This is a genomic window from Mesorhizobium sp. M0062, from assembly GCF_040323125.1.
Classification (GTDB): domain Bacteria; phylum Pseudomonadota; class Alphaproteobacteria; order Rhizobiales; family Rhizobiaceae; genus Mesorhizobium.
In genome coordinates this window covers 85,466-103,701 of sequence record NZ_JAMYUO010000010.1, presented here as the reverse complement: position 1 = coordinate 103,701, position 18,236 = coordinate 85,466, and the positions used below count along the sequence as shown (strand labels likewise).

The 18,236-nt window shown below is 63.8% G+C and carries 21 protein-coding genes; 7 read left to right on the top strand and 14 right to left on the bottom strand.

Features of this window, described 5'->3' with window-relative positions; all coding sequences use genetic code 11:
- The first annotated feature begins 17 nt into the window (after positions 1–17).
- The gene (locus NKJ64_RS14590) at positions 18–314 is read left to right on the top strand and encodes a YciI family protein (RefSeq protein WP_023703852.1); all 297 of its coding nucleotides are present in this window, start codon (positions 18–20) and stop codon (positions 312–314) included.
- Positions 315–456: 142 nt separating this feature from the next.
- Here NKJ64_RS14590 and NKJ64_RS14585 read toward each other — a convergent pair whose 3' ends face one another.
- On the bottom strand, positions 457–1,833 hold the full coding sequence (locus NKJ64_RS14585) for an adenylate/guanylate cyclase domain-containing protein (protein WP_352462825.1): 1,377 nt from the start codon (positions 1,831–1,833) through the stop codon (positions 457–459).
- A 115-nt stretch (positions 1,834–1,948) separates the two neighbouring features.
- Entirely contained in the window at positions 1,949–2,749 is an 801-nt protein-coding gene (locus NKJ64_RS14580) for a helix-turn-helix domain-containing protein (protein ID WP_352462824.1), read from the bottom strand.
- A gap of 116 nt (positions 2,750–2,865) precedes the next feature.
- Here NKJ64_RS14580 and NKJ64_RS14575 point away from each other — a divergent pair, with 116 nt between their 5' ends.
- Complete coding sequence (locus NKJ64_RS14575) at positions 2,866–3,723, top strand: SMP-30/gluconolactonase/LRE family protein (RefSeq protein ID WP_352462823.1); 858 nt, start codon at positions 2,866–2,868, stop codon at positions 3,721–3,723.
- A gap of 18 nt (positions 3,724–3,741) precedes the next feature.
- Here the strand turns inward: NKJ64_RS14575 and NKJ64_RS14570 are convergent, their stop codons facing one another.
- Both NKJ64_RS14570 and NKJ64_RS14565 read right to left on the bottom strand, forming a co-directional pair.
- Positions 3,742–5,463, bottom strand: coding sequence for a SulP family inorganic anion transporter (locus NKJ64_RS14570; RefSeq protein ID WP_352462822.1), 1,722 nt, complete (start codon positions 5,461–5,463; stop codon positions 3,742–3,744).
- A gap of 79 nt (positions 5,464–5,542) precedes the next feature.
- The gene (locus tag NKJ64_RS14565) at positions 5,543–5,812 is read right to left on the bottom strand and encodes a helix-turn-helix domain-containing protein (RefSeq protein WP_023687514.1); all 270 of its coding nucleotides are present in this window, start codon (positions 5,810–5,812) and stop codon (positions 5,543–5,545) included.
- A gap of 79 nt (positions 5,813–5,891) precedes the next feature.
- Here NKJ64_RS14565 and NKJ64_RS14560 point away from each other — a divergent pair, with 79 nt between their 5' ends.
- Positions 5,892–6,083 (top strand): hypothetical protein, encoded by a 192-nt coding sequence (locus NKJ64_RS14560; protein ID WP_023687515.1) that lies wholly within the window; start codon positions 5,892–5,894, stop codon positions 6,081–6,083.
- A gap of 16 nt (positions 6,084–6,099) precedes the next feature.
- Here NKJ64_RS14560 and NKJ64_RS14555 read toward each other — a convergent pair whose 3' ends face one another.
- Together NKJ64_RS14555 and NKJ64_RS14550 are read right to left on the bottom strand one after the other, a co-directional pair.
- Complete coding sequence (locus tag NKJ64_RS14555; RefSeq protein ID WP_023701943.1) at positions 6,100–6,810, bottom strand: phosphatase PAP2 family protein; 711 nt, start codon at positions 6,808–6,810, stop codon at positions 6,100–6,102.
- Positions 6,811–6,814: 4 nt separating this feature from the next.
- Positions 6,815–7,156: a hypothetical protein gene (locus NKJ64_RS14550; protein ID WP_023681268.1), complete on the bottom strand. Its 342-nt coding sequence runs from the start codon at positions 7,154–7,156 to the stop codon at positions 6,815–6,817.
- Positions 7,157–7,386: 230 nt separating this feature from the next.
- Here NKJ64_RS14550 and NKJ64_RS14545 point away from each other — a divergent pair, with 230 nt between their 5' ends.
- On the top strand, positions 7,387–7,611 hold the full coding sequence (locus tag NKJ64_RS14545; protein ID WP_023687518.1) for a hypothetical protein: 225 nt from the start codon (positions 7,387–7,389) through the stop codon (positions 7,609–7,611).
- 79 nt (positions 7,612–7,690) lie between these two features.
- On the opposite strand, the gene NKJ64_RS14540 is transcribed toward NKJ64_RS14545, so the two are convergent.
- The 3 genes from NKJ64_RS14540 to NKJ64_RS14530 all read right to left on the bottom strand — a co-directional run bounded on the left by NKJ64_RS14540 (position 7,691) and on the right by NKJ64_RS14530 (position 10,449).
- A complete protein-coding gene (locus NKJ64_RS14540; protein WP_023739827.1) occupies positions 7,691–8,371 on the bottom strand; it encodes a GNAT family N-acetyltransferase in 681 nt (226 codons plus the stop codon).
- Positions 8,368–8,853 (bottom strand): MarR family winged helix-turn-helix transcriptional regulator, encoded by a 486-nt coding sequence (locus tag NKJ64_RS14535; protein ID WP_352462821.1) that lies wholly within the window; start codon positions 8,851–8,853, stop codon positions 8,368–8,370. Before NKJ64_RS14535 ends, NKJ64_RS14540 begins: the two co-directional genes overlap by 4 nt.
- A 393-nt stretch (positions 8,854–9,246) precedes the next feature.
- Entirely contained in the window at positions 9,247–10,449 is a 1,203-nt protein-coding gene (locus NKJ64_RS14530; protein WP_352462820.1) for a flavin-containing monooxygenase, read from the bottom strand.
- Between the two features lie 133 nt (positions 10,450–10,582).
- Between NKJ64_RS14530 and NKJ64_RS14525 the strand changes: the two genes are divergently transcribed.
- A complete protein-coding gene (locus NKJ64_RS14525) occupies positions 10,583–11,614 on the top strand; it encodes a phosphatidylglycerol lysyltransferase domain-containing protein (RefSeq protein ID WP_023714442.1) in 1,032 nt (343 codons plus the stop codon).
- 33 nt (positions 11,615–11,647) lie between these two features.
- Here the strand turns inward: NKJ64_RS14525 and NKJ64_RS14520 are convergent, their stop codons facing one another.
- Positions 11,648–12,409, bottom strand: coding sequence for an ABC transporter permease (locus NKJ64_RS14520; protein ID WP_023681263.1), 762 nt, complete (start codon positions 12,407–12,409; stop codon positions 11,648–11,650).
- Positions 12,406–13,332 carry an ABC transporter ATP-binding protein gene (locus NKJ64_RS14515; protein ID WP_023687524.1) on the bottom strand — a complete coding sequence of 309 codons (927 nt, stop codon included), beginning with the start codon at positions 13,330–13,332 and terminating at the stop codon, positions 12,406–12,408. The genes NKJ64_RS14520 and NKJ64_RS14515 overlap by 4 nt, the downstream gene beginning before the upstream one ends.
- Positions 13,333–13,602: 270 nt before the next feature.
- Between NKJ64_RS14515 and NKJ64_RS14510 the strand changes: the two genes are divergently transcribed.
- Together NKJ64_RS14510 and NKJ64_RS14505 are read left to right on the top strand one after the other, a co-directional pair.
- Complete coding sequence (locus NKJ64_RS14510; RefSeq protein WP_023687525.1) at positions 13,603–14,964, top strand: cytochrome ubiquinol oxidase subunit I; 1,362 nt, start codon at positions 13,603–13,605, stop codon at positions 14,962–14,964.
- Between the two features lie 108 nt (positions 14,965–15,072).
- Positions 15,073–16,077: a cytochrome d ubiquinol oxidase subunit II gene (locus tag NKJ64_RS14505; protein ID WP_023687526.1), complete on the top strand. Its 1,005-nt coding sequence runs from the start codon at positions 15,073–15,075 to the stop codon at positions 16,075–16,077.
- A 246-nt stretch (positions 16,078–16,323) separates the two neighbouring features.
- Here NKJ64_RS14505 and msrA read toward each other — a convergent pair whose 3' ends face one another.
- The 3 genes from msrA to NKJ64_RS14490 all read right to left on the bottom strand — a co-directional run bounded on the left by msrA (position 16,324) and on the right by NKJ64_RS14490 (position 18,226).
- The gene (gene msrA, locus NKJ64_RS14500) at positions 16,324–17,049 is read right to left on the bottom strand and encodes a peptide-methionine (S)-S-oxide reductase MsrA (protein ID WP_023681259.1); all 726 of its coding nucleotides are present in this window, start codon (positions 17,047–17,049) and stop codon (positions 16,324–16,326) included.
- Between the two features lie 111 nt (positions 17,050–17,160).
- Positions 17,161–17,445, bottom strand: a complete 285-nt coding sequence (locus NKJ64_RS14495; protein WP_023681258.1) for a hypothetical protein — start codon at positions 17,443–17,445, stop codon at positions 17,161–17,163.
- A gap of 79 nt (positions 17,446–17,524) precedes the next feature.
- On the bottom strand, positions 17,525–18,226 hold the full coding sequence (locus tag NKJ64_RS14490) for a DUF1223 domain-containing protein (protein ID WP_502902868.1): 702 nt from the start codon (positions 18,224–18,226) through the stop codon (positions 17,525–17,527).
- Positions 18,227–18,236 lie beyond the last annotated feature (10 nt).

The following is an 18,236-nucleotide window of genomic DNA, read 5'->3' as shown; positions in this document are numbered from 1 at the left end:
TCGCCGAGGAGCGCCGAATGAAGTCCTATTTGTGCAAATATATTCCGCCGCGTTCCGACTTTCTGGCAACGATGACCACCGATGAGGAAGAGTGGATGAAGCAGCACGGAGCATTCCTGGATGACCTGCTTGAAAAGAGGCTTATCGTCGCGCACGGCCCCGTGATGGACCCGGCTGGCGGTTATGGGGTGTCGCTCTATCGGATTGCCGATGATCTGGACATAGAGGCGATCACCTCGGAGGACCCGATCGTGAAGAATGGCGCCGGGCACTACGAACACCATCCGATGCTGCATTTGAAAACGCACGGCTAACCATTTCGACCAAACCGCATCGATGCGGCAGCGAAAGTCGCTCTCGAACGGGCCAGCTTTGCGCACGCTGGCGGGCGCGATCCTGTCGAGGTTTCTGGCGTCCATCCTGCCGAGGTGCAGGCGTCTCACATGGCGGCCTGCATCACGCCGAAACCGCAATAGCGCCCTGGTTTTCGGCTCTGTGTTCGACCCAGACATGGACCGGTTCGTCCCGGCCGCGGATGCTAACCGGTCCATGATCGCGCGCATTCAGCTGTGTCCCGAGCGATTCCGCCTTCGCGGCCTCGATCAGTCGTGACCCAAAGCAAATATTCGCCTGAAGCTCACGGCAGAGCGCCTGCAAACGGCTGGCGACGTTGACGGTGTCGCCCACCACCGCGAAGGACAGGTTGCGCTCGCTGCCGACCGCGCCGAGGACGACGGCGCCATATTGTGCACCGATCCGAACGTCCAGCGGCGGATATCCTCTGGACACACGCTGGACATTCCAGTCTTCGATAGCGGCGATCATCGCTTCAGCGCACCGGATGGCCCGGGTTGCGTCGTCATGGCTGGCTTGCGGAACCCCGAAGGTCGCCATGATGCAATCGCCGATATAGTTGTCGACGGTGCCATGGTGGTCGAAAACGACCTGCTCCATGCGACGGTGGAACTGACGCAGTAGTTCGAACACTGCTTCGGCCGGATGATCCTCGGAATAGTGTGTGAAGCCGACGATGTCGGCGAACAGCACCGCGATATCCTGCCGGCGGACCGGGCCGAAGGGCTCGTCATCCGTGGCGAGCTGGTCGACGACATTGGGCGAAAAATGCCGGGCGAGATTGGCGCGGGCGCGCTCCGCCTTGACATAGTCTTCCGACAGATGTCGGGAACGAGAGACGACCAGCGCCATGATCGCGCCGATAATCAGCACAACCAACACATTGGTCGCCTGCGCGAACGTATCGACGAAATTGGGGTTGAGATAGAGATTCAGTCGCTCTGTCAGCGGCAGCGAATAGAGGTTCGTTGCCGGAATGACGGTTCCCGCATGAAAAACCACCCATCCCACCCCGATCGTCCACGTCAAGGCCGCGAGCGCGCCGAGATAGAGCGCCAATCGTGTCGAAAGGGTCAGCGCGCCAAGGCATACGAAAATCAGCAGGAATTTGAAGCTGCCCTCGCGCAGTTGCATCGCGGCTGGCGCGACCTCCTGGGAAAACGGGTTGGGCGTTACCAGCAGAACGGTCAACAGAATGATGTCCAGCGTACCGACGAGGTAACCGATCCACCATGGCGCGTTGCGACGGCGCGCAAAGCGAAACTGGATCAGGCCGACGAGTTGGAACAGCGCGAGGCCCGCCAGCACGAAGAGCAGCGAGGCATCCCAGCGGCTGATCAATGAAAAGAAGCAGGAGATCACGGCGAGCGATGCCGTGCGCGCCCAGAACTGCAATGCAGCACCCTGGCGTTCTGCGCGCTCCCGCAAATTTTTCAGGCGCGAATAGCGGCGAAGTTCAAGTGTTGGCGCGGTCGGCATAGGATCACTTCGATTTTGCGGGGACGGTCACGCATTCGGCAAACCCGCCCCGTACAGTCAGGCAAATCAGCGCGCGACTCTATCATGGTTTCGTTTTTGAAACGCGGCTGGCGCGTCAAGCCGGCAACGGACGGCGTCCCTTTGCCGGAGCGGTGGGCCGGTCGGACGCACCGGCATCCCTGGGGTGCGGGCCGATCGGCATGATCGCCGGAAACGGGGTTGCGCCAAAAGCAAACGTCCATTTGTAGCCGGTCAGCCCGTCTTCCGGCGTCGTGTGCTGGTCGTGATGGGCGAGCAGTTTGGCGCGCTCGGCCAGTTCCTCCGCCTCGCGCTTCACCATCTCCGCCGTCTCCGGCCGCATCCGCCTGGAGAAAGAGACGAAGGTCGCTTCCCGCTCCAGATGGGTGATCGCCCAGCCGATGAAATTCTTGTTTGTCATCTCGAACAGCGGCCTGAGCGGCCCTTCGAAATTCCACTGGATCGGTGTGTCGACCAGCAGCCGTGCCGACAGCCCGCTGCCCAGCGCAATGAGGCCGAGCGCTTCGAGATCGCGCAGGTAGAGGAACATCGACGCTTCGCTCAAGCCCTGCGAGCGCATGACGCCCTCGGGCGTGAATTTCTCCGATAGCATGACGAAGATGAACAGCAACGCCGGCCGTCCGGCAAGCTCGCGCTCGACCTCCGGCGCGATGCGGTTGACCGGTCCCGGCCCCCGGTTCATCGACCCCAGCACGTTTTCCAGCTCGACGCCGGCGGCAGCGCAGATCCCGACGAGACGGTCGAGCTTGCAGTTGCGCTCGTGGAAGATGCGCTTCACCGTCGGCTCGGAAACGCCCATCCGCCCGGCAAGCTCACGATAGGTGACGCCTTTGGCCTTCAGCGTCCGCTTCAGCGCCTCGAAGATCAGGCCGTTCATGGAATGCACCTCTTTTCTCGCGATTTGGTATCGCGTTTCGATACTAGCGGCAATCGCCCTTCCGGAAAAGTATCGACATCTCTAGCTCTCCGCCATCCACCACAGGAGACCTGGCCGTGAAAACCCTCATCCCCTCGATTTGCGTCGCCGCCTTCGGTATCGCGCTCGCACCTGCGGCCGAGGCCGCCGAACTCTGGCGCGCCTCGGGCTTCGAGCAACCGGAATCGGCGCTGTTCGACGCCGCCAACAGTCGCATCATCGTCTCCAACATCGTCGGCAATCCTGGGGAGGCCGACGGCAACGGCTATCTCTCGGTGCTGTCGCTGGACGGCAAGATCATTAGCAAGCACTGGACCGACGGCATGGATGCACCAAAAGGCTCGGCGATCTCCGGCGGCAAGCTCTACGTCGCCGATATCACCAAGGTGCGCATCGTCGATCTCGCCAGCGGCAAGCTCATCTCGACCATCGATGTGCCCGGCGCCGTTTTCCTCAACGACGTGACATCGGACAGTTCGGGCAAGGTTTATGTCACCGACATGCTGGCCGATGCGATCTACCGCATTGACGGCGACAAGCCGGAACTGTTCGTGAAGGATGCGAAGCTCGCCGCGCCCAACGGCATCTTTGCCGATCGCGATCGGCTGATCGTGGCGTCCTGGGGCAAGGGCATCAAACCGGACTTCAGCACTGCCGCGCCCGGGGGCCTGCTGTCGGTCGATCTCGCGACGAAAGCCGTGACGCCGCTGCCTGGCGCACAAAACTTTGCCGACCTCGATGGCGTCGTCGCTATCGGCGACAGCATCTACGCCACCGCCTTCATGACCGGCACGCTCTATCGGTACAAAGTCGGCGAGGCGCCGGAGGCTGTAGAGCAGTTCAAGCCGGGCAGCGCCGATATCGGCACAGACGGCACGCGGATTTTCGTGCCGCTGATGAACGAGGGCGAGATCGCGGTGCTGAGCCTGGACTGACGGCGCACACTTGCCGGCTCAGCCAGCGGGCGCGGCTTTGAGTTGCGCCCGCGAATCCTTGATCGAGGCGGCAAAGGTCACCAGCGGCCGCTTGACGCCGTGGTTGATCAGCATGCGCCGTGTCTGCGGCGAGGCACCGGCGATGATGAAACGCACCCCTGCGCGCTTCGCCTTGTGCGCCGCGCCCTCGATGACATTGGCCGCGGTGGAATCGAAGAACGGCACCGCCGAGCAATCGAGGATGAAGTTCTTGCGCTGGTCGGCGATGCGGTCGAGCACCGTGCCGACAGTCGAGGCGGCGCCGAAGAAGAAGGCGCCGGAGATGCGATAGACGACGGTGTCGGCGTCGCTTGCCTCGCTTGCATCGTAGGCGCGGCCGCTGCTGTCGGCGACATCGTCCTGCACCAGCGGCAAATCCGCCTCCACGGCGATCGACTTGGCCATGCGGTCGATGAACAGGATCGAGCCTAGCGCGAAGCCGACGACGATGCCTTCGGTGAGATCGCGGAAGACGACGATCAGGAAGGTTGCCATCAGCACCAGGGCGTCGCCGCGCGAAGCGCGCAGCAACGTGGCGAAGGCCTGCTTCTCGAACATGTTCCAGCAGACAACCGCCAGCACCCCGGCAAGGGCGGCAAGCGGGATGTAGCTCGCCATTGGTGCGGCCACCAGCATGAAGACCAGCAGAAAAAGCGAATGCAGCATGCCGGAAACCGGCCCATGCGCGCCGGCCCGCACATTGGTGGCGGTGCGGGCGATGGTGCCGGTGGTGCAGATGCCACCGAACAGGGCAGACGCGATGTTGGCAAAGCCTTGCGCGACAAGCTCGCAATTGGAACGGTGCCGCCGCCCGGTCATGCCGTCGGCGACCACGGCCGACAGCAGCGATTCGATGGCGCCGAGCAGCGCGAAGGCCACCGCATCCGGCAGCACCGCAAGCGCCTTGTCGAGGCTGAGCGCCGGCAGCGCCGGAAATTGCAGGCTGCGCGGAATGCCGCCATAGCGGGTGCCGATCGTTTCCGCCGGCAGCGAAAGCAGCGCCACGACAAGGGAGGCCAGTCCGACGGCGATCAGCATGCCCGGCCAGCCGGGCCGCCAGCGCTTCACCCCGACGATGGTGGCGATGGTCAGCGCCGCCACCAGCGTTGCCGAGATATTGAGCGTGCCGGCCGCGTGGCCGATCGCCATCAGTTTCGGCAGCAGCGGCCCGGGCTCCGGCCCGGCAAGCCTCAGCCCGAACAGTTCGACGATCTGGCCGGAGAAGATGATGATCGAGATGCCGGCGGTGAAGCCGACCGTCACCGGGTAAGGGATGAATTTGATATAGGTTCCGAGCCGGAGATAGCCGATGGCGAGCAGGAAGATGCCGGCCATCATCGTCGCCAGCAGCAGTCCGTCGACGCCTTCGCGCTGCACCGTCGCCGCCACCAGCACGATGAAGGCGCCGGCCGGGCCGCCGATCTGGAAGCGGCTGCCGCCGAGCGCCGAGACGATGAAGCCGCCGACAATGGCCGTGAACAGGCCGCGCTCCGGCGTCACGCCCGAAGCAATCGCAATCGCCATCGACAGCGGCAACGCGACAATGGCGACGGTCAGCCCGGCCATGAAGTCGGCCTTGAACTGCGGCAGGCGGTAACCTTCGCGCCAGACCGTCACCAGCTTGGGCGTGAACAGCTCTGAAAATGTCGGCTTTGCCGACTTCTGGGCCGGTTGATGCACTGCCCGCCGGATCTGATCCATGGACTGCCTTCCGCTTGCGTGAAGGCGGCGGGATCGTCGGCAGGACTGTCGGCGGTCGCCGTCGCGACTATATGCCGGCTCAGCCTTGCGGGTTCGGCGGCGCGACCGGCTTGAGGCGCACGCCCCGGCCGCCGCGCTCGCTGGTCTGGTTCTCGCCGATGAGCTCCACCCCGGCCTCGTCGAGAGCCTGGACAACCTTCATCAGCGTATCGACCACACCCCTGACCACGCCGTCACTCGCTTCCATGCGCTGGATTGTCGGAAGCGAAACGCCGGCACGCTCGGCGAGTGTCTTCTGATCGATGCCGGCCAGCGCCCTCGCGGCGCGCATCTGCGCGGCAGTGATCATCGGTCGGAACCCCCGTCTGAGTCTGCGGAGACGACGTGTAATACAATCATAGTGATGTTTCAACCATCATAAAGCATACATGAAACATGATCTCTCCACAAAGCCGGATGGCGGGATACGGGATGAGCATGCTACGTTAACCGCCTTGGCTCTTATGGCGGGGAAATATCAGTTGAAGATTTTCAGGACCTTGACGACGTCGGCAGCCTTGCTGTCGGCGGTTTTTCTGCTGGCAGGCTGCGGACACGGGCTGATCAACCGGCTGATTTGAATGTCGCTCCGGATCGTCAGTCTTCGGGCTCGTTGCCATCGGCCACCGCCTTGTTCCGCTGCAGCATTCGCGCCGCCAGCCAGCACAGCGTCGCCCAGGTGAAGCCGGCGCACCATCCCGCCAGCACGTCGGAAGGCCAGTGGACGCCGAGATAGACGCGGCTGACGCCGACCAGCAGCGTTACCAGCACCGCCAGGCTGAGGACATAGATTTTCGTCGTTCGTCCCGGCAGGAAGCGCGCTGCCAGCGAGCCCAGCGTGAGATAGGTCACCGCCGACAGCATGGCGTGGCCGCTGGGAAACGACAGCGACGTCTCGTTGGCCAGGTGCGAGACAAGATCGGGGCGCGGCCGGTCGATGCCGGCCTTGAGCAAGGTCGACAGCAGCTGCCCGCCAGCCACCGCGACAAAGATCAGCAGCGCCGTCCTCGGCCTACGGATCAGCAGGAGGTAGACGATCACCGCCGTTACGATCAGCGCCAGCACGCTGGAGCTGCCGAGGCTGGTGATGTCGCGCATCGCGCCTTCCAGCCATGCCGGGCCGACGGGAACATCCGGCTGACCCACTTTTCGGAAAGCGAGCAGGATCTCAGTATCGAAAGCGTGCGGCGTGGTGGCCCGCGCCACCTCCATCAGTTCCTCGAAGCCCCACAGCCCGGCGGCTATCACCAGCCCGGCCAGCAGCACCGGAAATTCAAGCCAGTTGGTGAACGCACGCGGGGTCTTCATCGGATTACAGTCGCCCCTGCAGGTAAGGCCCGAGCGAGATCAGCACCACCGCCGCGATGGCCAGCACGATGCCGGTCGCCTGCAAGGCATTGACGCGTTCGCCGAAGAACACCAGCGCCACCACATTGACCGCCACCAGCTGGATCACCGCCGACAGGCTGAACGACACCGACATGCCGAACTCACGAACCAGCCGCAGCATCATCAGATTGCCCGCCGTATAGAGCGCCAGTGTCAGCACGATCTTGCCAAGGCTTGGCGCCAGCCCCCATTGCTTGGCCGCGATGGCCGCCAGCAGGAAGATCACCGTCGAAATGACGAGCTGCGCCAGTCCCCAGAAACTCACTTTTGTGCCTCGCTGTCCTTTGTGGCAGCTCTTGTTTCGCAAGCGTGGCGGCACGTCAAGCAGACTGCGGCGGAACAGGCCACGGCCGAGGTGCTGAATGAATGGCAGCGCGATCGCGGTCTGACTGCCACGCTCGGTCGGATTCGTGCAAACCCAGGCAGCTGCGCTCAAGCATTGGAAAAGAATGGACTTTTAAACATGGCGTCCTACGTCTTCTGGAGGAGACTGCGATGCCAAAGTCCGTCTATGACCGTGGCCTGCTGAAACCCGACGACATCGCCAGGCTGCAACGCGTGTTCGACGAAGCCTGCCGCAGGCGCGACGTGCATCCCGATTCCGCGGATGCGCGGGAGATCGCGCTGAACCTGCTTGCGCTGCACAATGCCGGCATGGTCGAGGAAGATATGCTTATGGAAACCGTGGGTTTCCGCCGGTTGGAGCCGAAATCAGCCTGAGGCCTGCAAGGCGGCCTGGAGCAATTCCAGAAAAGTGTGAAGCGGTTTCCGTCCGGAATTGGGTAAAAAACAAAGGCCTCTAGCCGGCGCGCTGCACGACGGCCACATTCATCTCTGCCCTCAGCCTGAAGCCGATGGACTCGTACAACCGGACCGCGCCGGCATTGCTGGCATAGGCATGCAGGTAGGGAACTTCGCCGCGCGCAAAAATTCGGTTGGCCACGAACACCGACAGCAGCCGGCCGAGGCCGCTGCCGCGAAATTCGGGATGCGAGCAGACGCCGCTGAGTTCGCTGTAGCCGGGCTGCTTCATGCGCTCGCCGGCCATCGCCGCCAGCCGGCCGCCGATCTTCACGCCCCAGAACTCGCCGAGGCTCAGCGCCTTGAGCGTGAACGGGCCGGGCTTGGTCAGTGACGCCAAAGCAAGCATCTCGGCCGCGTCGTCCTGCGTCAGCTGCTGCACACGCTCGTCCGACACGGAAGGCAATGGCGCCTCGGCAACCATCTGAACGCCGAAGGCGGTCACGGTCGCGGTCAGTTCCGGCGGCAAGGCAATGGGGTCCGCCTGGAGCATGAACACGCTCTCACCTGCAGGAATGAGGCTTGCGAGCGCCTGCAGGCTCTCAGCGCCGTCTGCCCCGGAAGCCGCGAAGGGGACGATCGAGGAGGGATAGCGCCTGGCGAGCCTGTCGCCATACGCAAAGATCCGATGCCGCGTGTCGAGCGCGCTCCAGACCGGACGATCGAGGACATGGCTCATGGCGCAGCATCCTGTTTCACACGACGGTCGAGCGGGGCCGCGGCCAGGCCGTCCTCTATTGCCGAGAGTTGTTCGAGAAGCGGCCCTGCAAGGCCTTTGCACAAGTCGGCAACGGCGTTCTCGATGCGCGGCCAAACGTCCCTCTTCGCCTTATCGACCAGGCGCTGGCCCTTCGCGGTCAGCGAGATCATCCTGCGGCGCTGGTCGTCGTTCGATGGCGCGGCCTCGACCAGCCCCAACTCGGCCAGCAGCGCCACGCTGCGCGTCACCCCCGGCTGGGTGATCCCCAGTGACTGCGCCAGCTCGCCGACAGGCAGCGGCCCGAGCCGGTCCAGCGCGGCCAGCAGAGGATACTGGCTGGACTGCACCGGCACCTCCAGCCCATCGAGCATGCGCTGCGTATCGGCCTGCAACTGCTTGCCGATGCGCTTCAGCCTGCTGCCGAGGGTGAGGTAGCCAAGGGATCGAATGATGTCTTCCATGGGTGTCCGTCTGTTGGATAACTATAACATCTTATATAACAAGGCAATGAGCGAGTTCAAGCGCCTGCTTTGGAGGTTGGCCGCACGCATCTCGACTTCGTCATCCTTGGGCGAAGCAGGAGCGAAGCTCCGTCGCGGAGACCCAGGGATCATGCCTTGGCCATGGAAGCAGCGGAGCAGAACCTGCAACGCAGCGTAGCTCAGAAGTCACGGCATGGATCCTCGGGTATGCGCCGCGTCGCTACGCTCCTTGCTTCGCCCGTGGATGACGACGGGATGGCGTTTCGCCCAATCGCCAGGATATTCGATCCCGTCTTGCAGATGCGTTGAACCACCAGTCCGCGCCACAGCAGCAGCCCGAAGTGCGGTGGTTCTCCGTCCAGAAGCGCTCGTCTACAACCCCTTGGCGATCTGACGGGCAATCGCTTCGGCCTGCAGGCCGGCGCTGTGAAAATAGCTGGTCAGGCTTGGCCGCATGCCGATGAACCACAGGCCGGGCTGGCCGCTCGGGGTGCCGCCATTGGCCTTCGGCACGCCCTTGGCGTCGAGCACGCCGAGATCGCCCAGCATGGCCTCCAGGCCGGTGCGATAGCCGGTTGCCGCGATCACCACATCCGGCTCGAGCACCGTGCCGTCGTTCAGCCGCACGCCGGCGCCTTCGAAAGCCGCCACCGGCGCCACCACCGAAATCCGTCCGGCCTTCAGCGCGGCGACGGCGCCGTCATCAACGGCAATAGCGATCTGCTCGACACCGAGCCGGCTGGCGCCGCCCTTCGGCGCCGGCGGCAGGCCGAAGCGGGCGAGGTCGCCGAACACCAGCCGTTGCATCGCTGCGATCATGGCGTCGGCGATCCATGTCGGCAGCATCGCCATGAAGCCGCCGAAGCGCGCCACGGCGACCTTGCCGATCCTTTTCGGCATCAGCGACGGACCATGCCTGGCTGACAACCAGATGGCCTTGGTGTCGGCGCGGGCGAGGTGGTTGAGCACGTCGAAGCCGGAATTTCCGGCTCCGACCACCAGCACGCTTTTGCCCACATAGTCCTGTGCTGTGCCGAAATCGGCGGCGTGGACAAGTTTGCCGGTGAAAGTCGCCTTGCCTTGCCAGTCCGGCGTCCATGGCAAGCGGTCGCGGCCGGTGGCGACGATGACATTGCGGGCGCTCAGCGTTTCCCGGCCCGTATGGACGAGCCAGCCATTGCCTCTGCGTTCGATCCGCTCGACGGCGGTGCCGAATTCGACCCTTATGCCGCGCGCGCGGGCAAAATCCTCGAGATAACCGACGATGGCATCCTTGTTCGGAAAGGCGGCGGTGCGTGGCGGATAGGCAAGGCCGGGCAGGGCCGACAGCGCGCGATGCGTGTTGAGGGTCAGCTTCTCGTGCCGCCCTCGCCACGGTTCGGCGATCCGCGGCTCCTTTTCAAGCACGACGACCCGCACGCCGCGCCGGCCAAGCGCGGCGGCGGCGGCCAATCCCGCCGCTCCGGCGCCGATGACGATAACCGTATCGTCGAGTCCTTTCGGCCCCAGGACGATAGGCATCGTTTCGCTTGTCGTAGCCGCCATTCGGTCGAGATTTCCTTTCAGGTGCGCCATGGGGACCCGTCCTATATGGCACGTCCCATATGGCACAGGGGCGATATGATCGATAATGAGGTCGCGTCAATGCGACTGATTCGAGGCCTTGGGGGCAAGCCTCTGTTTATTATCGGCACGCGGAAGCTCGACCATGCCCTCCTTGCGTATCTTTCTCGACAGACTGCTGGAGGGCGCCGCAGCCAAGGTGCCGCGCCAGGATTTTTCGCACGTCGAGCGGCTGGCGCTTGTCCGCCGGCACGGCGACTTCTCGCTGGCCTATTCGACCGCCGTGCAGCAAAAACTGTCCTATTTCGGCGACGCCGACGGCTACATCGCCTTCGGCACCAAGATGAAGCACCATTTCGCGCTCGGTGACCCGGTCGCCCATCCGGCCGATCGGCCCGACTATATCAGGCGCTTTGTCGAAGCCGCCGACAGCCCGTGGTTCGTGCAGATCGGCGAACCGACGGCTCGCGTTCTGGCAGGGCTCGGCTACCAGGTCAACCGCCTCGGCGTCGACACGCGGCTGGAGCTGCCGGCTCACGATTTTTCCGGCAAGCGCAACGAAACCGTGCGCTATTCCGAACGCTGGCTCTTGAAGAAGGGGTTTTCTTTTGGCGAAGGAGCGGTCTATCTCGACGAGGTCCAGCGCCTGTCGCAGAACTGGCGGGCAGACCGCATCGTCAAGCGCTGGGAGATGGCGTTCCTCAACAGGCCCTTTGCCGATCATCTCGGCATCGATATGCGCCGTTTCGTGCTCTACAGCCCGGAAGGCGAGCTCGTCGCCCTGCTCGATTTCGATCCGATGTTCAGTGGCGGCAAGGTGATCGGCTACACCACCTCGTTCAAGCGCAAGCACATCGATGCCTCGCCGCATGCCGAAATCGGGCTGACCAAATTCGCCGTCGACCGGTTTCGCAATGAGGGCATTTCTGTCGTCACGCTCGGCCTGTCGCCGATGCTCGACGTCGGAGCCAACGGCTTTGCCGAATCGAGCTTCTGGCGCAACGCCTTCGAGCGGGCCTATGAGTCGCCCTGGGTCAACCGCAGCAAGTTCAACCTCAAGGGCCAGGCGGCGTTCAAGCGCCGCTTCCACGGCGTCGAGGAACCCACCTACATCGCCTTCCGCCAAGGCAGGCTGATCGAGATGCTGGGGTTGCTGCGCCTCATCAAGGCGATCTAGCAAGAAAACGCGACGCGCTTTAGAGCGGCAGGGTCAGTTGCGCAGCCGGTAGCCGGTGCGGAAGATCCAGGCGACGATGGCGATGCAGATGGCGAGGAACACCATCGTCATGCCCAGGCTGACGGCGACCGAGACATCGGACTTGCCGTAAAAGCTCCAGCGGAAACCGCTGATCAGGTAGACGACCGGGTTGAACAGCGTCACCGTGCGCCAGGTCTCGGGCAGCATGTTGATCGAATAGAAGCTGCCGCCGAGGAAGGTCAGCGGCGTGATGATCAACAGCGGCACCAGCTGCAATTGCTCGAAGCTTTTCGCCCATATGCCGATGATGAAGCCGAACAGGCTGAAGGTCACCGCCGTCAAGACAAGGAAGGCCAGCATCCAGAACGGATGCTGGATGGTGAGCGGCACGAACAGCGAGGCCGTCGCCAGGATGATCAAGCCGAGGATGATCGACTTGGTCGCGGCGCCGCCGACATAGGCGATGACGATCTCCAGATACGACACCGGCGCCGACAAGAGCTCGTAGATGGAGCCGACGAATTTCGGGAAATAGATGGCAAAGGAAGCGTTGGAGATCGACTGCGTCAACAGCGACAGCATGATCAGGCCGGGCACGATGAAGGCGCCGTAGCTGATGCCGTCGATCTCGGTGATGCGCGAGCCGATGGCCGAGCCGAAGACGACGAAATAAAGCGATGTCGAGATCACCGGCGAGACGATGCTCTGCAGCACGGTGCGGAACGCACGCGCCATCTCGACCCGGTAGATCGCCCATACTGCTCGCCAATTCATGGCTCTTGCCTCAACAGATTGACGAAGATCTCCTCGAGCGAGCTGTTTTGCGTATCCATGTCGCGGAACTGGATGCCGGCCGTCTCGAGTTCGCGCAGCAGCGATGCGACGCCGGGGCGTTCGCTCTGATTGTCATAGGTGTAGGTCAGCTGTGTGCCATCGCCCGACAGCTCCAACGCGTAGTGCGAGAATGCATCGGGAATGGCGGGGAGCGGGTTGCGCAATTCCACGATCAGGCGCTTGCGGCCGAGCTTGCGCATCAGTTCGGCCTTGCCCTCGACCAGGATGATCTCGCCGCGGTTGATGACGCCGACACGGTCGGCCATCGCCTCGGCCTCTTCGATATAGTGCGTGGTGAGGATGATGGTGACGCCATCGTCGCGCAACCGTCGCACCATCGCCCACATGTCCTGGCGCAGTTCGACGTCGACGCCGGCCGTCGGTTCGTCGAGGAACAGGATGCGCGGCTCATGCGACAGCGCCTTTGCAATCATCAGCCGCCGCTTCATGCCGCCCGACAGCGTGATCGCCTTGGCGTCCTTCTTGTCCCACAACGACAGGTCGCGCAGCACCTTTTCGACGAAGCCCGGATTGGGCGCCTTGCCAAACAGGCCGCGGCTGTAGGTGACGGTTGCCCAGACGCTCTCGAACGCATCGATGGTCAGCTCCTGCGGCACCAGCCCGATCAGGCTGCGCGCCGCGCGGTAGTCTCGGTTGATATCATGGCCGTCGACGGTCACCGTTCCCGACGAACGGTTGACGATGCCGCAGACGATCGAGATGAGCGTCGTCTTGCCGGCGCCGTTCGGCCCCAGCAGCGCGAAAATCTCGCCGCGTTCGATGTCGAGGTTGATTTCCTTCAGCGCCTTGAAGCCGGTGGCGTAGGTCTTGGTGACCCCGGAAATCGAAATGATGGAAGGCAAATTAGTGGAAGACATGAGGCCGAAAACGACTGTTTGAAAGAGGCGGGGATTATTATTGCGCTGAATGTCGGTGCGCACGGCGGGAAGTCAATGCCGCTGCTGACAATTGTGGACAAACGTTCCCCTCTTGCCGTTTCGTCATGGGGGTATCGGGGCACTGACGGATTGATCCCATCTGCTGCGACAACGCGCCCCGCGTGACGCCAAGCCGCTTTGACCGGACCGCATCCGCCGCCTATTCTGCGCCAACAAACAGCAGCCGGAGCCCGCATGGACCCGCTCATCCTGTCGCGAATGCAGTTCGGGGCGAATATCTCGTTCCACATCCTGTTTCCGACCATCACGATTGCGCTTGGCTGGGTGCTGCTGTTCTTCAAGCTCCGCTACAACACCACCAATGATTCCGCCTGGATGCGCGCCTATTTCACCTGGGTGAAAGTGTTCGCACTGTCCTTCGCCATGGGCGTGGTCTCCGGCGTCACCATGAGCTTCCAGTTCGGCACCAACTGGCCGGGCTATATGGAAAAGGTCGGCAACATCGCCGGGCCGCTGCTTGCCTACGAGATCCTCACCGCCTTCTTCCTCGAAGCGGCCTTCCTGGGCATCATGCTGTTCGGGTTCCGCCGCGTCTCCAACCGCGTCCACACGCTGGCGACGGTATTGGTCGCCGGCGGCACCACGCTGTCGGCCTTCTGGATCATTGCGCTGAACTCCTGGATGCAGACGCCGGCCGGCTTCGAGATGATCGATGGCAAGGCGCATCCCGTCGACTGGTGGGCGATCGTCTTCAACCCGTCCATGCCCTACCGTCTGACGCATATGCTGCTTGCCTCCGGCCTGACGGTGTCGTTCCTGATCGCCGGCCTGTCGGCGCTGCGCTACCTCACCGGCGACCGGTCGGAATCGATGTGGAAGGCGCTGCGCACCGGCGTCTTCACCGCCGCCATCCTGATCCCGATCCAGATCTTCGCCGGCGACCAGCACGGGCTGAATACGCTGGAGCACCAGCCGCAGAAGATCGCGGCCATGGAGGCCAACTGGAACACCGGCCCCAACGTGCCGCTGGTGCTGTTTGCGCTGCCCGACGAGGCGGCGAAGGAAAACAAATTCGAGATCGCCATTCCCGACGGCGCCAGCCTGGTGCTGCGTCACTCCACCAGCGGCATCGTGCCGGGGCTCAACGACTATCCCGGCCTGCATCCGCCGGTCTTCCCGGTGTTCTGGGGCTTCCGCATCATGGTCGGCACCGGCATTTTGATGCTCATCGTCTCGTGGTCGGCGACCTTCTTCCTCAAGCGCCGCCACAGCCTGCCGAGGCCGCTGGCCATGCTGATGGTGCCGATGGCGCTGTCGGGCTGGCTGGCGACGCTGGCCGGCTGGTACACCACCGAAATCGGCCGCCAGCCCTGGCTGGTCACCGGCGTGCTGAAAACCGCCGACGCTATCGGCCCGGTCGCCGGCAGCCATGTCGCGCTGACGCTCGCCATCTATCTCATCCTCTATGTGCTGCTGCTGATCGCCTATCTTGGCGTGCTGGTGCACCTGGCGCTGAAGGCCGCCAAGGACGGCGATACCTCGCCGCTGCCGGGCGTCATGAAGACGGCGATGTCGCAACCGGCCGCAGCGGAGTGAGGAATGGTCCGCGTAGCGGACGAAAAGCCAACGATTTGGCTTTCCGAATGACGAACGCCCGGAGCCATAGCGAAGGGCAGAACCGTTGATGAGAGGGATGACAGACCGATGAGCTTCGACTGGCCAACCGCGCTGCCCCTGATCTTCGCCGGCCTGATGGGCCTCGCCATCCTGATCTACGTCATTCTCGACGGTTTCGATCTCGGCATCGGCATCCTGTTCTCGGTCGCCGAAGATGCCGAGCAGGACACCATGATCGCGGCAATAGGCCCGTTCTGGGATGCCAACGAGACCTGGCTGGTGCTGGCCGTCGGCCTGCTCCTGGTCGCCTTCCCGCTGGCGCATGGCGTCATCCTCACCGCGCTCTACATTCCGGTCTTCGTGCTTTTGGTCGGCCTCATCCTGCGCGGCGTCGCCTTCGATTTCCGCGCCAAGGTGCCCGCCGGCAAGAAGCATCGCTGGAACCGCATTTTCTTCCTCGGTTCCGTCATCGCCTCGCTGGCGCAAGGCTATATGCTCGGCGTCTATGTGCTTGGCCTCGATGTCGGCTTTGGCGGCATCGCTTTCGGGGCGCTGGTGGCGCTCTGCCTGTCGGCGGCCTATGCAGCGATGGGCGCTGCCTGGGTCATCTACAAGACCGAGGGCGAATTGCAGAGGAAGGCGGTGGCCTGGCTGCGGACAGCCCTGGTGCTGACCGCGCTCGGCATGGCGGCGGTGTCGCTGGCGACCCCATTCGCCAGCCCGCGCATCTTCGCCAAATGGTTCGTCTGGCCCGAAATGCTCTTTCTGTCGCCGCTGCCGATCCTGTCGGCGCTGCTGTTCCTGTGGCTGTGGCGGCAGACCTTCCACCTGCCCAAGCCCGACGACCGCCATGCGCTGCGGCCGTTCCTGACGCTCGCCGCCATCTTCGCGCTCGGCTTTGCCGGGCTTGCCTGGTCGTTCTACCCCTTCGTGGTGCCCGAGAGGCTGACCATCTGGCAGGCGGCGTCGGCGACGGAAAGCCTGGCCATCATCCTCGCCGGCACGGTGGTCGTGCTGCCGGTGATCATCTTCTATTCGTTCTATGCGTATCGGGTGTTTGGGGGCAAGGCGACGGATCTGACGTATGATTGAAGGGCTCTCTAATCGCGGTTTGCGCGAGGCACCCCCCTCTGGCCTGCCGGCCATCTCCCCCTCAAGGGGGGAGATCAGCTCCTCACTGCGGCCTTCGCCAACCTTGCAAGATGAGCACCGTCAGCGACGCTGCCAATCTCCCCGCATGAGGGGGAGATGCCCGGAAGGGCAGAGGGGGGTGCTGTCCCGCTGGCGTCTCAGGTAGGGCGTCGCCGCTCTCTGCGTCCGGCCAAGTCCTATCGCCCCTCAGCTCTTCCCCGCCAGCACCAGCACCGGTTTCTCGCTGTACAACCCCGGGAACAGCGACTTCAAATTCGCCACCTTGGGCAGGTCGTTGTAGACGATGTAGGGGTAGGTCGGGTTCAGCGTCAAAAAGTCCTGGTGATATTCCTCGGCCGGATAGAAGGTTTTGCCCGTCTCCAGCGTGGTGACGATGGGCTTGGCAAACACCTTCGCCTGGTCGAGCTGGGCGATGTAGCTCTGGGCGATCTTCTGCTGCGCATCGTTCTCGGCAAAGATGGTCGAGCGGTACTGGGTGCCCGAGTCGGGGCCCTGGAAGTTCAACTGCGTCGGGTTGTGGGCGACCGAGAAATAGACCTGCAGCAGCTGGCCGTAGGTCACCTTGGACGGATCGTAGGTGATCTCGACCGATTCGGCGTGGCCGGTGCGGCCGCTGCCCACCGTTTCGTAGACGGCGTCATCCTTGGCGCCGCCGGTGTAGCCGGAGACGGCCTTGGTCACGCCCTTGACGTGCTGGAACACGCCCTGCACGCCCCAGAAGCAGCCGCCGGCGAAGATAGCCTTCTCGCTGCCGCTGGCGGCCTTCTCGTCCACTGCCGGCGGCGGGATCACCACCGCGTCCTCGGCCGAACGCGCCGGGCTCTGCCAGAAGGCAGCCGCCGCGGCGGCGACGATGAGCGCGGCAAGCGCGCTCTTGAAGATCGGCGTTCTCGTCCTTGCAATGCCGGTCATGTCTGATCTCCTTGATGGTGGCGAAGACTATACGACAGAACGTCCCGCCTGGTTTCTCAAATTGCCGTGCGCCGGCCCGGCCATTGTGCGGCCGGGCCATGGGACCAAGCCTTATTGCGCGGGCGCCATGGCGTCCGCCGGCTTCATCGCATCCGTTGCGGGCTTCATCGCATCAACCGGCTTCATGGCGTCGGTGGCGGGTTTCATTGCATTCGTCGCCATTGGGTCGGCGGGCTTCATGGCACCGGTCGCCGGCGCCATGGCATCGGTCACGGGCTTCATCGCATCGGTGGCCATCGCCGGCTTCATGGCGTTGGTCGCTTCGTCGGCACGGGCGCCGGCGGCGAAGCCGGTCATCGAAAGCGCAAGGGCGAGCGCGGTCAGGGTCTTGGTCATGATGGTATTTCCTCCTTGAAGAGGGCGCGCGGATGCGAGCCCGGTTATGCCGCGCTAGCGGCGTTGCGTAGAAAAAGAATCAGTCGGCGGCTGCAGCCAGGATCGGCCCACCACCCGGCGACTGCACCAGCACCGCGGTGCTCAGCCCGCCGCTTGCCGCCGGCAGCGGCAGTGTGGTGGCGTCGCCGCTCCAGCTGCCGAGCTTCTCCAGCGAGTGCACGACATTGGCATGCGGCAGCGTGCGGCCGGTGTTCTCGCCGCGCGCCACCGGCACTTCGATGACGCCCTTGTTGTAGCGGACCAGCCAGACATCGGCGCGGCCGGCCGGCGCGGAACCGGCGCCGATGCTGATCTTGCCACCGTCGAGCGACAGCATCGGCCCCTTCGTGTGACCGCTCGCGGAAATCAGCTGCTCGATCTCGCCGGGCGCCGCGCCCACCGCATCGGCACCGCCATTGACCACGACCTGCGGCGTGAACGGGCCGGAGCGGCCGAGCGACGGCTCATAGCGCACCTGGCGCTGGGTAAATTCCTCGCGGCCGAAAATGTCCTTCCAGCCGAGATAGTCCCAGTAGGTGACGTTGAACGACAGCGCCAGAACGCCCGGCTGGTCCTTGACCTTGATCAGATTGGCATTGGCCGGCGGACAGGACGAACAGCCCTGGCTGGTGAACAATTCGACCACGGTGAGCGGCTGGGCAAAGGCGGTGCCGCCAAGCATCATCAGCGCCGCGCCTGCGGCAGCCAGCATCGCGCTGCGTTTTGGGTTAAGTCCAGTCATCGTGGGTCTC